At 74.2% G+C, this 14379-nt stretch carries 8 protein-coding genes; 3 read left to right on the forward strand and 5 right to left on the reverse strand.

The window, feature by feature from the left end; translation table 11 throughout:
* The first annotated feature begins 228 nt into the window (after window positions 1-228).
* Together ACFRAL_RS09570 and ACFRAL_RS09575 are read left to right on the forward strand one after the other, a co-directional pair.
* Complete coding sequence (locus tag ACFRAL_RS09570) at window positions 229-3000, forward strand: BTAD domain-containing putative transcriptional regulator (RefSeq protein ID WP_378882190.1); 2772 nt, start codon at window positions 229-231, stop codon at window positions 2998-3000.
* Window positions 2997-5729, forward strand: coding sequence for a BTAD domain-containing putative transcriptional regulator (locus tag ACFRAL_RS09575; RefSeq protein WP_378882193.1), 2733 nt, complete (start codon window positions 2997-2999; stop codon window positions 5727-5729). The genes ACFRAL_RS09570 and ACFRAL_RS09575 overlap by 4 nt, the downstream gene beginning before the upstream one ends.
* Before the next feature lie 15 nt (window positions 5730-5744).
* Here the strand turns inward: ACFRAL_RS09575 and ACFRAL_RS09580 are convergent, their stop codons facing one another.
* The gene (locus ACFRAL_RS09580) at window positions 5745-6791 is read right to left on the reverse strand and encodes an ATP-dependent DNA ligase (protein WP_378882195.1); all 1047 of its coding nucleotides are present in this window, start codon (window positions 6789-6791) and stop codon (window positions 5745-5747) included.
* A gap of 157 nt (window positions 6792-6948) precedes the next feature.
* On the opposite strand from ACFRAL_RS09580, the gene ACFRAL_RS09585 reads away from it, so the two are divergent.
* Complete coding sequence (locus ACFRAL_RS09585) at window positions 6949-8526, forward strand: aspartate:alanine exchanger family transporter (protein WP_378882198.1); 1578 nt, start codon at window positions 6949-6951, stop codon at window positions 8524-8526.
* 34 nt (window positions 8527-8560) lie between these two features.
* On the opposite strand, the gene ACFRAL_RS09590 is transcribed toward ACFRAL_RS09585, so the two are convergent.
* The 4 genes from ACFRAL_RS09590 to ACFRAL_RS09605 form a co-directional block, all read right to left on the reverse strand.
* Window positions 8561-11482 carry an AAA family ATPase gene (locus ACFRAL_RS09590; protein WP_378882201.1) on the reverse strand — a complete coding sequence of 974 codons (2922 nt, stop codon included), beginning with the start codon at window positions 11480-11482 and terminating at the stop codon, window positions 8561-8563.
* A 37-nt stretch (window positions 11483-11519) separates the two neighbouring features.
* Entirely contained in the window at window positions 11520-11711 is a 192-nt protein-coding gene (locus tag ACFRAL_RS09595; RefSeq protein WP_336398278.1) for a hypothetical protein, read from the reverse strand.
* Between the two features lie 181 nt (window positions 11712-11892).
* Window positions 11893-13044: an AI-2E family transporter gene (locus tag ACFRAL_RS09600; protein WP_378882205.1), complete on the reverse strand. Its 1152-nt coding sequence runs from the start codon at window positions 13042-13044 to the stop codon at window positions 11893-11895.
* A 63-nt stretch (window positions 13045-13107) separates the two neighbouring features.
* The gene (locus tag ACFRAL_RS09605; protein WP_336398280.1) at window positions 13108-14340 is read right to left on the reverse strand and encodes an acyl-CoA dehydrogenase family protein; all 1233 of its coding nucleotides are present in this window, start codon (window positions 14338-14340) and stop codon (window positions 13108-13110) included.
* Between the last annotated feature and the right edge of the window lie 39 nt (window positions 14341-14379).

The raw sequence follows: 14379 nt of genomic DNA on the forward strand, positions 1-14379 counted from the left end.
GTATGATACCTGGGGGGTTTCTCACACGGGGGCCACAGGTCGTCGGGTAGGCCGCGCCACACTGCGGGCCGCGGCATCCGCTCGCTCGTGGGTGGCGGATTGCAGCGCGCCGCGCCTGCCGACCCGTCCGCGATTGCACCAAGATTGCACCGTGACCCGCGCCCGGCGGCGCGGGCCGCGGCGCGCCTAGCATCCTGAGAGACCACGAACCGGAGGAGACCGACGCGCATGGGGATCGACATCGAACTGCTCGGGGCGTTCGGACTGCGGATCGACGGGAGCGCGGTGCCGGTGCGCGGCGACCTCCCGCGCGCCCTGCTCGCGCGTCTGGCGAGCACGCCGCGCGAGCTCGTCCCGTCGGAGGAGCTCATCGCCGACGTCTGGGCCGATCGTCCCGAGAACGTGGTCTCGACGCTCCGCGCGCACCTGTCGCGACTGCGCAGCGCCGGCCTCGGCGCGTCGATCGTCGGCGCGCGCGGCGGCTACCTCATCGACATCCCGCGGGAGCGGGTCGACCTCACGCGGTTCCGCGACGACCTCGCGCAGGCCGCGCAGATCACCGACGCCGAGCAGCACCTGGCCCGCCTCGTCGAGCTGGCGGGGATCGCGGGGCAGGAGCCGCTCGCCGACCTCGACGGGCATCCGTTCCTGGCGCGGCTGCGCGCCGATCACCTGGAGGAGCGGCGGCTGCTGGACGAGGACCTCGCCGAATCGGCCATCGAGCTGGGCGACGACAGCCTCGCCACCGCCGTGCTGGCCGGAACCGTGGAACGCCACCCGCTGCACGAGCGGCCGGTGCGGCTGCTCGCCCTCGCCCTCGCGCGCTCCGCGCGCTACGCCGACGCGCTGGCCGTGCTGGACGGCTACCGCGAGCGGCTCACCGACCAGGGGCTCGACGCCTCGGCCCGCGTGGACGCGCTGCGGGCCTCGATCGTGCGGCTCGACCCCGCCGTCGTCGCGCCGATCGGCATCGGCGGGACGGTCAACCGCGTCGGCATCGCCATCCCGCTGACCCGCTTCATCGGACGCGGGAGCGACCTGCTCGCCCTGCGCGAGGCCCGGCGCGGGCACCGGCTGGTCACCGTCGTGGGGCCGGCGGGAGTGGGCAAGACCCGGATCGCCGTGGAGCTCGCCCGCGAGGCGACCACCGCCCTGGACGACGACCAGTACATGGTGGACCTCGCCGACATCCGCGACCCCGACGACGTCGTGGCCGCCATCGCCTCCGTCGTCCGGGCGCGCGAGCTCAGCATCGACGGCATCGTGCGCCGCCTCAGCCGCGGTCGCGTGCTCCTGGTGCTCGACAACGCCGACCATGTGATCGGCGCCCTCGCCGTCGCCGTCGACGCCCTGCTGGCCCAGACCGAGCACCTGCGCATCGTCGTGACCAGTCGCGAATCGCTGCGCCTCGCGCAGGAGCACGTCGTCGTGCTGCGTCCGCTCGTCGGCGACGACGCGGAGGACGCCTGGCGGCTGTTCAGCGAGCGGGCCGCGGATGCGCGCGGCGGTCGCGCCTTCCACGACGAGGAGCTCACCGAGGCCCGGCAGCTGTGCGCGCAGCTGGAGGGCATCCCGCTCGCGCTCGAGCTCGCGGCGGCGCGGCTGGACGTGCTGGACGTCGAGCAGGTGCGCGAGGGCATCGGCGGCCGCGGGGCGGGCACCGGCCGGCACGACAGCGTGCGCGCCGCGATCGGCTGGACGTTCGGCGAGCTGAACGACGACCAGCGGGCGCTCCTGGCGGACGTCGCCCGGTTCGCCGGGACCTTCACCGTCGGCGCCGCGGCCGGTACGAGCGGCCTGGACACCGCCCGCACGTCCGAACTCCTGATGCAGCTCGTCGGTCGCTCGCTCGTCGCCGTCGACCGCAGCGGCACCGGCCGGCGGCGATTCCGCGTGCTCGAGTCGACGCGCGAGTTCCTCGCCGATCGCGACGACCCCGCCCGCATCGCCGCGTGGCGGCTGAGGCACCGCTGGTGGTTCGCCGACCTCGCCAGCCGGCTCGGCCCGACCCTGCGCACGTTCGAGGCCCGCGACACCATGGCCGTGCTCGACGGCTTCCGCGCGGATCTCGCCGTCGCGTTCGAAGGCGCCATCGAGGCCGGCGATCGCGAGGCGGCGGTGCGCATCGCGGGCTGGCAGGCGCAGTACTGGTTCCTCCGCGGGCTGCTGCGGGAGGGCCGCACCCGCGTCGAGCGGGCCCTCGCGCTGCCGGGCGACCCGACCGACTCGGACGGGCTGGCCCTCACCGAGCTCGCCAACCTCGCCTACCAGACCGGCGACGCGATGGCCGGGTTCGAGGCGATCGCCCGCGCCCGCGCGGAGGGGGAGCGTCGCTCGGACGCCTCGGTCACCGCGGTCGCGCTGTCGCGCGAGGCGTTCGGGCGGTCGATGTTCGGCGAGCCGGACCTCGGCGAGCAGCTGATGGCGCAGGCGCTGGACCTGCTCCCCGACGCCCAGGCCTGGGCGCGCGCCGAGGTCCACATGTCGCTCGGCCAGCTGCGACGGGCGCAGGGGCGGCCGGACGACGCGCTCGCGGCGCTGAGCGAGTCGCACCGCATCGCATCCTCGGTCGGGTACACGTGGATGATCACGTCGTCGCAGTACATCATGGCCAAGTCGCTCGTCGACGCACGACGGCCACGCGAGGCGATCGCCGTCGCGCGCAGCGCGATCGCGGCTGCGCGTGCGAACGAGGACGCCGCCGGTGCCCTCGCCATCGTGCACGTCGCGGCCGGCGCGTGCGCGTTCGTGGAGCGGCACGAGGTGGGCGCGCGCCTCATGGGCGCGGTGGACGAGCTCGGACGGCGCTACGACTACGACATCGCCGCCGCGGAGGGCGACGATGCGCGCCGCCTGCGGGAGGCCGTCGCGCAGGGTCTCACCCCCGGCGAGTTCGAGCACGAGTACCGCAACGGGCGCCGGCTCGGGTGGGATGAGGTCTCGGCGCTGATCGAGCGTCTTCCGCAGACCGCGCCGCTCCCCGCCGAGGCGACGGCGTGACAGCCGTGCGCATCGCGCTCTTCGGCGCCTTCGAGGTGTCCGGCGACGGTGCGCCCGAGGCGGTGCGGGGCACGATCCCGCAGGCGATCCTCGCGCGGCTCGCCCTCGAGCCCGGACGCGTCTTCTCGGCCGACGAGCTCGTCGAGGCACTGTGGTCGGAGCCGACCGCCGCCGTCGTCAGCAGCCTCCGCGCGCACATCTCCCGCCTGCGCGCCCGCGGGTGGGGCGAGGCGCTCGTCGGCGGCCGCGCGGGCTACCGGCTCGAGCTGCCCCCGCAGGCGGTCGACATCGTCCGCTACCGCGCTCTCGTCGCCGGGAACGGCGCCTCGTCGCGCGCGGCCGAGCTCGAGGACGCCGACCGCCTGTGGCGCGGCGCGCCGCTCAGCGGGTTCGGCGAGTTCCCGTTCGCCCGGCCAGTCGCGGAGGACCTGGCAGCGCTCCGTCGAACCGCGCTCCTCGAGCTGACCAGTCTGCGACTGGAGGCGGGGGATGCCGCGGGGGCGGTCGCCGCGATCTCGCCGCTGGCGCAGGATCTCGGCGACGAAGAGATCGGCGCGCTGTACGCCCGCGCCCTCGACCGCTCGGGGCGGACGGCCGATGCCCTGGCGACGATCGACGCGCGCGCCACCGCGCTGCGTGACACCGGCACCCGCCCGCCGCGGGACCTCGACGCCCTGCGGCTCGCGATCGCCCGGCAGGACGAGGCCGAGCCCGCCGTGGTCGACCGCCCCGTCGACCGTGTCGGGATCCCGGTCCCCGTCACGAGGTTCGTCGGGCGGGAGACGGAGCTCGAGGTCATCCGGCGCGGCCGCGCCGAGTCGCGCCTGGTCACGCTCACCGGCCCCGCGGGGGTCGGCAAGACGCGCCTGGCGATCGAGGTCGCCCGGCGCGCGCGCGCCGACGAGGACGAGCAGCAGCGGCTCATCGACCTCGCGGTCGTCTCGTCGCCCGACCGCGTCGTGGGCGCCGTCGCCGACGCCGTCGGCGCGGCCGCCCACTCCGTCGACGCGATCGCCGACGCGCTCGGCGGCCGGCGGACGCTGATGATCCTCGACAACGCCGAGCACGTGCTGGGCTCCACGGCATCCCTGGCCGCCCGGCTGCTCGAGCGATGCGCCGGGCTCAGCATGCTGGTCACGAGCCGGGAGTCGATGCGGATGCCGGGGGAGCGGGTCATCGTCCTCGATCCGCTCTCGAGCGCGGCCGCCGGTGACGCCGTCGCGCTGTTCCTGCAGCGTGCGAGCGAGTCCAGCGGCATCCGCGACTGGAGCGCCGCCGAGATCGGCGAGGCTCAGCGCCTGTGCACCCAGCTGGACGGACTGCCGCTCGCCATCGAACTCGCCGCCTCGCGCCTGGACGTCCTCACCCTGGAGGAGCTCGCCTCGTCGCTCGACGCGGCACCCACCGGGCCGCGGCGCGGAGGCCGTCATGACTCGATCGACGACGCGATCGCGTGGAGCGTGGCGACGACGTCGCCCGCCGAGCGTGCGCTGCTGGCGCAGCTGGCGGAGTTCTCGGGCTCGTTCACCCTCGACGCCGTCGCCGGCGTGTGCGACGCCGGCGACGGCGACCCCCGAGAGGTCGCGGTCGCCCTCGCGCGCAAGTCGCTCGTCGCCGCGGTCGCGCCGACGCCCGGCGAGCGCCGGTTCCGCGTGCTCGACACCGTCAAGCGCCACATGCGGGCGCGGCATCCGATCGAGGATCTCGAGTCGTGGCACCGGCGGCACGCGGCGTGGATGACCGAGGACGCCGAGCGCCGGGCGCCGCTGCTGCGCACCGCCGACAACCGCCGCGCACGGGCGGCGCTCACCGCCAACCGCGCCGACCTGGACGACGCGTGCCGGCGGCTCATCGAAGGAGGGGACCGCCCCACGGCCGTGCGTCTGGTCGCGGCGCTCGCATGGCACTGGTACGAGCGCGGCAGCGGGCACGAGGCGATCGCGACGATCGACCGGGTGCTCGACCTGCCCGGCCCGACCGCCCCCGACGCGGAGGCGACGGCGCTGTACGCCGCGTCGTTCATGCGGTCGGTCTCGGGTGACGTGCTGGCGACGCTGCGCACCATGGAGAGGTTCGCGCTGGTCGCCGACCAGGCCCAGGACCCCTCGCTGCCCATGATCGCGCACACGATGCAGGCGACGATCGCCGCGCACGGCGAGTCGGTCGAGGCGGCGGAGGCGGAGCTCGCCACGGCCCAGCGGCACCGGGAGCGCCTCGCCGACGACAGAGTATGGGCGGTCGTGGACCACCTGTACATCCGCGGCGACGCACTGCGGGTGATGGGACGGCCCGCGCAGGCGCTGGACTCGCTCGAGCAGGCCTACCGGCTCGCCACCGAGCTCGGGCACACGTGGGCGCTCGCCTCCACCTGCTACATCACGGGCAAGGTGCTGACGCAGGTCGGCCGTCCGCGCGATGCGATGGGGATGCTGCGGACCGCCGCGCACCGCTCCGCCGAGCGGGAGGATGCCACGAGCACGGTCGCCGCCGTCAGCGGGTACGCGATCGCCCTCGTGGAGGCCGGCGAGCATCGCCGCGCCGCCGAGCTCTTCGGCGCGGTGGACGCGCTCGGCCCGCGGTTCGGCTTCCACCCCGTCCTCTCGGACGGCTCCTACGCGGCGCCCTTCCGCGAGCGCGCCGCTGCCGGGCTGGGAGCGGCGGAGTGGGACGAGGCGATCGCGCGCGGGCGGGACCGAGATCTGCGCTGGGCGCTCGCCCAGCTCGCGTGACGCGGCGTCGGCTCGTCAGACCAGCACGTCGGCCAGATCGTACGCTGTCACGACCTCGAGCTGCTCGTACGTGCACGACCGCGGGTCGCGGTCGGGGCGCCAGCGCTCGAACTGCACGGTGTGGCGGAAGCGCCAGCCCTCGAGCTGGTCGTAGCGCACCTCGAGCACCCGCTCCGGGCGCAGCCGCACGAACGAGGAGTCGGCCCGGCCGGACTGGAAGCGCGACTTCTCGCCTTCGCCCCGCAGCACCTCGCCGTCGGCGTCGCGCTCCACGAGCGGGGCGAGCTCGTCGATGAGCTCGAGCCGGCGCTTGTCGCTCCACGCGGCGACCCCGCCGACCGGGTACAGCGTGCCGTCCTCGCCGTAGAGCCCCACGAGGAGGGAGCCGACGCCCTGTCCGGACTTGTGGATGCGATAGCCGAGCGCCACGACGTCGGCGGTGCGGGCGTGCTTGATCTTGAACATCGAGCGCTTGCCCGGGGCGTACGGCTGGTCGAGGGGTTTGGCCACGACGCCGTCGAGGCCCGCCCCCTCGAACTCGGCGAGCCAGCGCCGCGCGAGCTCGGGGTCGTCCGTCGTGCGCGTGACGTGGACGGGATGGGGAACGCCGCGCAGCAGCGTCACGAGCGCCTCGCGCCTCGTGCCGAACGGCTCCGCTTGCAGGTCGCGGTCGCCGACGGCGAGCAGGTCGAACGCGATGAACATCGCCGGCGTCTGCTCGGCGAGCATGTTCACCCGCGACGCCGCGGGATGGATGCGCTGCGACAGCGACTCCCAGTCCAGGCGCCGCCGCCCGTCGCGATCGACCGGCACCACGATCTCGCCGTCGAGCAGGCACGGCTCGGGGAGGACGCCGGCGAACGCCTCGACGAGCTCGGGGAAGTACCGCGTCAGCGGCTTGGCGCCCCGCGACCCGATCTCGACGTCCTCGCCGTCCCACGAGACGAGGGCGCGGAACCCGTCCCACTTCGGCTCGTAGCTGAGACCGCCGGGCGCCTTCGCCGGATCGGGGATGTCGGGCACGGACTTCGCCAGCATCGGCGCGGGGATCTCGTACGGCATGCGCTCCATCCTGCCGCTGCGCGCCGACACCCGACAGTCCCGGCGCGTCCCGCCCCACCTGCCCGGCCCGGCTCGCCCGGCCCGGATGGATGCGCGACGGCGCGGGAGTGGGCAGACTCGGAAAGCGCCCGCGTCAGCCCCGGGCACGGAGGTGAGCATGGACGTGGTCTTCCAGTTCCTGGCCGAACGCCCGATCGTGCTGCTGTTCCTCCTCCTCGGGGTCGGCGCGGCCCTGGGGACGGTTCGCGTCGCGGGCGTCTCGCTCGGTGCCGTCGGCGTGCTCTTCGCCGCGATCGGCATCACCGCGTGGGGTGTGTCGACGGGGGTGACGATCGAGCTTCCGGCAGCGGTCGGCGACCTCGGGCTCGTCGTCTTCGCGTTCTGCACCGGCCTCATCGCGGGGCCCGGGTTCTTCAACGCGCTGCGCACCTCTTACCTGCTGATGCTCGCTGTCGCCGGCGTGCTCGTCGTGGCGGGCGGCCTGGCGTTCTGGGTCGGGTCGGCTCTCGGCATCCCGCCGCTCACCATCGCCGGAACGTTCGCCGGCGCCCTCACGAACACCCCCGCCCTCGCCGCGACCGGCGGCAGCCCGGAAGCGACCGTCGGCTACGCCAGCGCGTACGTGTACGGCGTCATCGCCGCGATGATCGGCGTCGCGCTCGCGCTGCGCTCGCCTGCGCGCGACACCGACGCGCAGGCCCCGATCGTCGGCAAGCCGATCGAGGTCGACACCACCTCGCGCCCGACCGCGGCCGACATCGCGGCCGGGTACGGCGGCCGGGTGGCGTTCTCGCGGCGGCGGCACGCCGACGGCGAGGTGGAGATCGTCGGCCCCGACACGGCGCTGGAGCCGGGTGACATCGTCAACGTCGTCGGGCCGAGCGACGACGTCGAGGCGGTGAAGACCGAGCTCGGCCACACGTCGGCGATCGACCTCACCCGGGACCGCAGCCGTCTCGACTTCCGGCGGATCATCCTGTCGGATGCACGGCTGGCCGGACGCTCGATCGCGAGCCTGCGCCTTCCCGAGCGCTACGGTGCGACGATCGCGCAGGTGCGGCGCGGCGATGTCGACTTCGTCGGCAGCCCCGACTTCGTGCTGCACCAGGGCGATCGCCTGCGCGTGGTCGGGCCCACCGGATCCATGGGGGAGATCACCCGCTTCCTCGGCGACTCCGAGCGCGGTCTCGCCGACATCAACCCGGTCGCCCTCGGCATCGGCGTCCTGCTCGGCATGCTGCTCGGGTCGATCGTCGTCCCGCTCCCCGGCGGCGGGCAGTTCAGCCTGGGCTACGCGGCGGGCGTGCTCGTCGTCGGGCTGATCATGGGGCGCATCGGCCGCATCGGGCGCGTGGTGACGTCGCTGCCCAACACCGCGTCGACCGTGCTCGCCGAGTTCGGGCTGCTCACCTTCCTCGCCTTCGCCGGCACCAAGGCGGGTTCGCTCATCCTCTCGGCGATCGCCTCGGGCGAGGTGGTGCGCCTGCTCGTGCTCGGCGCCGTGCTCTCGACGTTCTTCATGGGCGCGACCTTCGTGCTCGCCCGCGCCGTGTTCCGCCTCGGCGGCACGCGGTCGTCGGGCGTCATCGGCGGTGCGCAGACGAACCCGGCGATCCTCGGCTTCGCCAATTCCCGCACCGACTACGACGTCCGCGTCGCGCTCGGCTACACCTTGGTCTACCCGGCCGCGATGGTCGTCAAGATCCTGATCGCGCAGGTGCTCGTCGAGCTGTGACGACGGATGCCGCTCCCCGCGGCATCCGTCCCGCTCATGCGGACGCCGAGGCCGCGGCGGAGGCGGCGTACAGTGCGGCGGCCTCGGCGCGGTTCGCGGCGCCGATCTTGGCGAGGATCGCCGACACGTGCACCGACGCGGTCTTCGGGCTGATGAAGAGCCGCTGACCGATCTGCGGATTGGTGAGCCCCTCGGCGACCAGCTCGAGCACCTGCAGCTCCCGCGGCGTCAGCGCCGCCGCGCCCTTCGTCTGCCGCGCGCCGGCGCCGGCGAGCCGGGCCTGCGCCGCCAGCTCGGCCGCCCACCGCGCGGCGCGGGCGACGCCCTGCGCCGGCGCCTCGGCGGCGACCTCGTCCAGGACGGAGGCCGCGCCCGAGCGGTCGCCGTCATCGGCGAGCGCCCACGCGAGGCGGATCCGCCCGGCCTGCCGATGCCACACCGGCAGGCCGTCGTCCCCCGGTGCGCCGGACACCTCGCGCCATGCCGCCACCCGGTCGGCCGGGGTGGCGGCGTCGCCGGCGTCGGCGAGGAGCGCCCGCACGAACCGCGCGGCCGCCTGCGCCGCGTCGTGGCGGGACCAGCCCGCCATCGCCCGCTCGAACCGGGCGCGCAGCTCCGGAGCGGCGGGCCTTCCGGCGGGCAGGCTCAGCAGTCCCGCGGTCACGAGCGCGTAGCGGCGCGCGGCGGGCGAGCCGGCCTCGCCCTCGGCGACCGCCAGCACGTCGCCGGCGGCCTCCGTCCCGCCGTCCGTCGCGTGCAGCGTCAGGGCGCGATCCGCCGCCTCGATCACCCACCACCCCTCCTTGTCGGGGTAGCGGCGCTGGGCCTCGTCGATCCGTGAGCGCTCGGCGGCCAGCAGCTCGTCGCGCTCGTCGGGGCGGTCGTCCCACGAGAGGTGGGACGCGAGCAGCCGCACGACGAACGCGCTGTCGACCGGGTTCATGAGCCGGCAGGCGCGCTGCGCGAAGCGGTGGGCCTCGGCAGGCCGGCCCGCAGCGAACAGGGCGAACGCCAGCGAGTGCGCGATCGACGCGCCCGAGCCGCGTTCGATGCCCGCCCGCGCGACGTCGTCGTAGTGCTGGGTCCCGACGACGATGGCCTCGTCGTACCGGCCCACGCGCACCAGCATGTCGGTCAGGGCGTGCCCGGCGTACGCGCGCAGCGGCGGGTCGAGCCGCAGCGTGACGGCCCGCTCGAGCGGTGCCAGCGCGCCGGGCTCGTCGTCGTCCTCGCCCGCGATGCGCCACGCCTCGACCGTCAGCGCGACGGCCAGCGCGGCGTCGTCGCCGGCCTCCTCGGCGAGGGCGATCGCCCGGTGCGCGTGGGCGGCGGCGGCCTCGCCGTGCTCGTCCAGCGCGATGTTGGTGAGCACGCGCGACAGCAGGATGCGGGCACGGGGGTCGTCGATGCCCTCCAGCAGGGCGACGGCCTTCTCGAGGTCCTCGTTGCGGCCGTGGTGCTCGAGGTTGTACGTCTCGACGAACCGCTGGCGCAGCAGTGCCGCGCGCGTGTACGGGTCGTCGGGGCAGACGGCCAGGCCCTCGTTCGCCGACCGCAGCGAGCGCTCGGGGTCGCCGAGGTCGTGCCACGCCTGTGCGGCGTCGAGGTGCAGCTCGGGGAGCGTCGTGCCGGCGCGGGTCGCGGCATCCGGCACCTGATCCCACAGCTCGGTGAGACGCTCGGTGAGCTTCGCGGAGGTGGCGGGCGAGAAGCGCGAACGCGACTGCCGCAGCGCCGCGACCGTGGCATCGAACGCCGCGGTGAGGTCGCGTGCGGCGAGCCAGTGCTCCGCGACGGCCGACGCGTCGTCGGGCGAGTCGCCCCGGTGGTCGCGCAGGTGCTCGGCGTAGCGACGGTGCACCCGCACGCGCTCGCTCGGCAGCATCTCCGCCTCGACGGCCTCGCGCGTCAGCGCATGGCGGAAGGCGTAGCCGGCGCCGTCGGCGAGGATCACCCTGCTGTGGACCGCCTCGCGCACGGCGAGATCGAGCGCCGCCTCGTCCAGCGCGCACACCGCCGCGAGCACGTCGTGGTCCAGGTGCATGCCGCCGGCGGCCATGGTGCGCACCGCCTGCTGCGCATCGTCGCCGAGCCGTGCGTAGCGGGCGAGCACCAGCTCGCGCAGCGTGTCGGGAAGCGGACGGTCGCCGAGATCCACGAGCTCCTCGACGAGGAACGGGATGCCGCCGCTGCGCTCCGCCAGCGCCTCGACGAGCCGGGGGTCGAGCCGTCCGGTGAGCTGCTCGACCTGCTCGGCGACCTCGTCGGGGCTGAGCGGAGTCACCTCCACGCGCACGACCGACCGGGTGCGGTCCAGCTCCGCCAGCACCGGGCGCAGCGGATGGAACCGGTCGATGTCGTCGGAGCGGTAGGTGGCGACGATCGTGAGGCGCCGCCCGCGGAGCGTACTGGCGAGGGTCTTCAGCAGCGCCATGGTCGCGGCATCCGCCCACTGCAGGTCCTCGAGCACGACCACGATGTGCCGGCGCTGCGACAGCCGCTCGAGCAGCACCTCGATCGCCTCGGCGAACTCGCCCGCTGGCTCATCGTGCTCGGGGGTCTCGGGTGCGATGCCGGGAACGAGCGCGGCCAGGCTCGCGATCGCCGCCGCGGAGCCCGCCGCCTCGCGCAGCGCGTCGGTGCCGACCGCCGTGTGCAGGTCGCGCAGCACACGGCGGATCGGCCCGAACGGCGCGCCGATCGGGCCGAGGTCGACGCACTGCCCGAACGCGACGACGGGGCGTTCGGTGACGGCGGCCGGCTGTCCGGCCTCGAAGGGGTCGGTCGCGACGAGCGCGAGGAACTCCTGGACGAGCCGCGTCTTGCCCACACCCGCCTCGCCGCGCACGACGACGGTGCGGGGGTGGCCGCCGGAGCCCTCGTCGAACGACTCGAGCAGGGTGGCGAGCTCGGCGTGCCGGCCGACCATGCGCGAGCTCGAGGGGAGTGCGGGCATGGTCATATCGTGGCACCTTCCCGGGCTCGGCGGCGGGTCATCGCGCGGCGACGAACGTCGAGCGCCGCACGCGCGTCGCCCCGCGGGACCACGTGGCGAGCGGACGCACGCGCGGGCGGTCCGCCGCCGGGCCGTGCTCACGCTGCCTGCGCACGAGCTCGGCGTCGCGCGCGAGGTCGGACGCGCGGTGCCGGTCGAGGGTGTAGGCGGTGTAGGTGATGTCGTTCATGGGTCGCTCCCGTCTGCTCGCGATCCCCGGTGCGGGGTGCGGACTGCTGACAGGAACGACCTTCCTCCCTGAGGAGGGGGCGCTTCATCGGGCGGATGCCCAGTCTTGGGACGCCCGATGCCTTAGACCGCCGCGACCGGCCCCCTGAGCCGTAAGGCGGTGGAGGACGCGGAGCCGCGCGTCACCCGGCGACGGGATGCTTCGGGCGCGCCCACCGGGCCGCGAGGTTCGGACCGTCCCATACCTGCACGGCTCCCCACGCCGCCGCCGCGATCGGCACGGCCAGCACGGCGCCGACGATGCCGCCCAGCACCGTGCCGATGGTCAGGGCGACCAGGATGACGAAGGCGTGCAGCTTCATCGAGCGACCCATGAGAACCGGCTGGAGGAAGTTGCCCTCCAGCTGGTTCACCAGGACCACGACGCCGACCACGAAGAGCGCGTTGACCCAGCCGTTGGCGACGAGGGCGACGAGGGCGGCGATGATGCCGGCGAGCGTGGCACCCACGATGGGGATGAAGGCGAGGAGGAAGACCAGCACCGCCAGCGGGATCGCCAGCGGCACGCCGAGGATGAGGAGGCCGATCAGGATGCCGACCGCGTCGACGAGCGCCACGAGCGCCGTGCCGCGCACGTACGAGCCGAGCACGCCCACCGTCTTGTCGCCGATGCGGTGCGCCCGCAGGTAGTTCTCGCCGCGGAACGGGCGCAGCATGAACTCCCACATCTGCGGGCCGTCCTTGAGGAAGAAGAAGAGGATCGTGACCATCAGCACGAAGCCGGTCACGAAGTTCGCCACGGCGCTCACGCCCGCGAGGGCCCCCGAGCCGAACTGCGCGCTCGTGATGAAGTCCAGGACGCCCTCGAGCCACTGGTCCAGCTGTTCCTGCGTCGGCGCGAACGGAAGCGTCCGCACCCACGCGATCACCGCCTCGATGCCGTCCACCGCCTGCGCGTACAGCTCGTCCCACTGGTCGCGGATCGCCCATACGATCAGCCAGCCGACGCCGGTGAGCAGCACCGTGACGACCAGGAGCGTGATCACCGTCGCCAGCACCGCCGGGACCCCGCGTCGCACCATCCACCGCATGACCGGTGCGAACGCGCAGGCGAGGATGAGCGCGATCACGAGCGGGATCGTGACGAGGGTGAGGAACTGCAGCGCGAAGACGATGCCCGCGACCAGCAGCACCACGACGATGATCTGGATCGAGCGGATGCCGAGCTTGCCGAAGCCGTCGGCCCACAGGCTCCACGGGGGTCGCGTCGCCTTCGGCTCCACGTCCTGCGTCTCGAGCACGACGCGCTGCGGGTCGTTGCGGAAGAGTCCCATGTGCCGAGAGTAGGCGCACAGGGCCGCGCGACCGGGCGGCTTGCGCGCGAGTCCCGCAGCGGGCTAGGCGAAAGCGCTCAGGCCGGTGATGTCGCGGCCGATGAGCAGAGCCTGGATGCTCTCGGTGCCCTCATAGGTGTGGATCGCCTCGATGTCGGCCATGTGCTGCATGACGCCGTTCTCGAGCAGGATGCCGTTGCCGCCGAGCAGGTCGCGGGCGACGGCGGCGATGCGGCGCGCGGCGCGGGTGTTGTGGTACTTCGCCAGCGACGCCTGCGTCGGGCGCAGCCGGCCGCCCTCCTCGAGGTCGGCCATCCACCGGCAGTACAGCTGCATCGCCGTGAGCTCCTCGAGCATCTGCGCGAGACGCTCCTGCACCATCTGGAACTTGGCGAGCGGCTTGCCGAACTGCACGCGCTGCTGCGAGTAGGCCAGAGCCGCCTCGTAGCAGGCGGTGGCGTGGCCGAGCGCCGACCAGGCGACGCCCGAGCGGGTGGAGTACAGCACCGTCGAGGCGTCCTTGAAGCTGCGCGTGCCCGGAAGGACCGCGTCGGCCGCCACGCGCACGCCGTCCAGGACGATGTGCGCCTGATGGATGCCGCGCAGCGACGCCTTTCCGGAGATCACGGTGCCGGTGTAGCCCGGCGTGGTCTGCTCGACCAGGAAGCAGCGGACGGCGCCGTGGAACTCGTCGCCGGGGGAGTCCACCCGCGCCCAGACGAGGGTGATCCCGCCGGAGGCCCCGTTGCCGATCCACTTCTTGGCGCCGTCGAGCACCCACTCGCCGCCGTCGGCACGGGCGACCGTCTCGAGCGACACCGAGTCCGAGCCGTGGTCGGGTTCGGTGAGTGCGAAGGATGCCGCGACCTCGCCGCGTGCCACGGGCACCAGCCACCTCGACTGCTGCTCGTCGCTGCCGAACAGGGCGAGCGTGCGAAGCGCCAGGCCGCCCTGGACGGCGAGCACCGTGCCGAGTGAGCCGTCGCCGCGGGAGATCTCCATGTTCACCAGCCCCGCCGCGAGCGGGGAGAAGCGCGTGAGCGCGGGGTGGACGACGCCGTCGTTGAAGAGGTCCAGCTCGCCGGCGCGCATCGCGATGTCGAGGGGGTAGTCGCCGGTGTCCCAGGCATCCTGCATGCGGCTGCCGACCTCGTCGATGTACGCCTTGGCGCGATCCCACGCCGCGCGGTCGGCGTCGGGGATGTCGGCGAAGACGGCGTAGTAGTCCGTGTCCTGGCGCGAGGTCACGTCGTAGCCGGCGACGCTCTGACCGGGGCGGGGCTGGAAATCGGTCACGGGGGACTCCTGACGCGGGTGCGACGATGCGGCGGGTGG

Source organism: Microbacterium sp. NPDC056736, assembly GCF_042790415.1.
Taxonomy (GTDB): Bacteria; Actinomycetota; Actinomycetes; order Actinomycetales; family Microbacteriaceae; genus Microbacterium.

Coding starts and splice junctions, on each gene's coding strand:
- ACFRAL_RS09570 (WP_378882190.1), top strand. CDS start 229: ATGGGGATCGACATCGAACTGCTCGGGGCGTTCGGACTGCGGATCGAC.
- ACFRAL_RS09580 (WP_378882195.1), bottom strand. CDS start 6,791: ATGCCGTACGAGATCCCCGCGCCGATGCTGGCGAAGTCCGTGCCCGAC.
- ACFRAL_RS09585 (WP_378882198.1), top strand. CDS start 6,949: ATGGACGTGGTCTTCCAGTTCCTGGCCGAACGCCCGATCGTGCTGCTG.
- ACFRAL_RS09590 (WP_378882201.1), bottom strand. CDS start 11,482: ATGCCCGCACTCCCCTCGAGCTCGCGCATGGTCGGCCGGCACGCCGAG.
- ACFRAL_RS09595 (WP_336398278.1), bottom strand. CDS start 11,711: ATGAACGACATCACCTACACCGCCTACACCCTCGACCGGCACCGCGCG.
- ACFRAL_RS09600 (WP_378882205.1), bottom strand. CDS start 13,044: ATGGGACTCTTCCGCAACGACCCGCAGCGCGTCGTGCTCGAGACGCAG.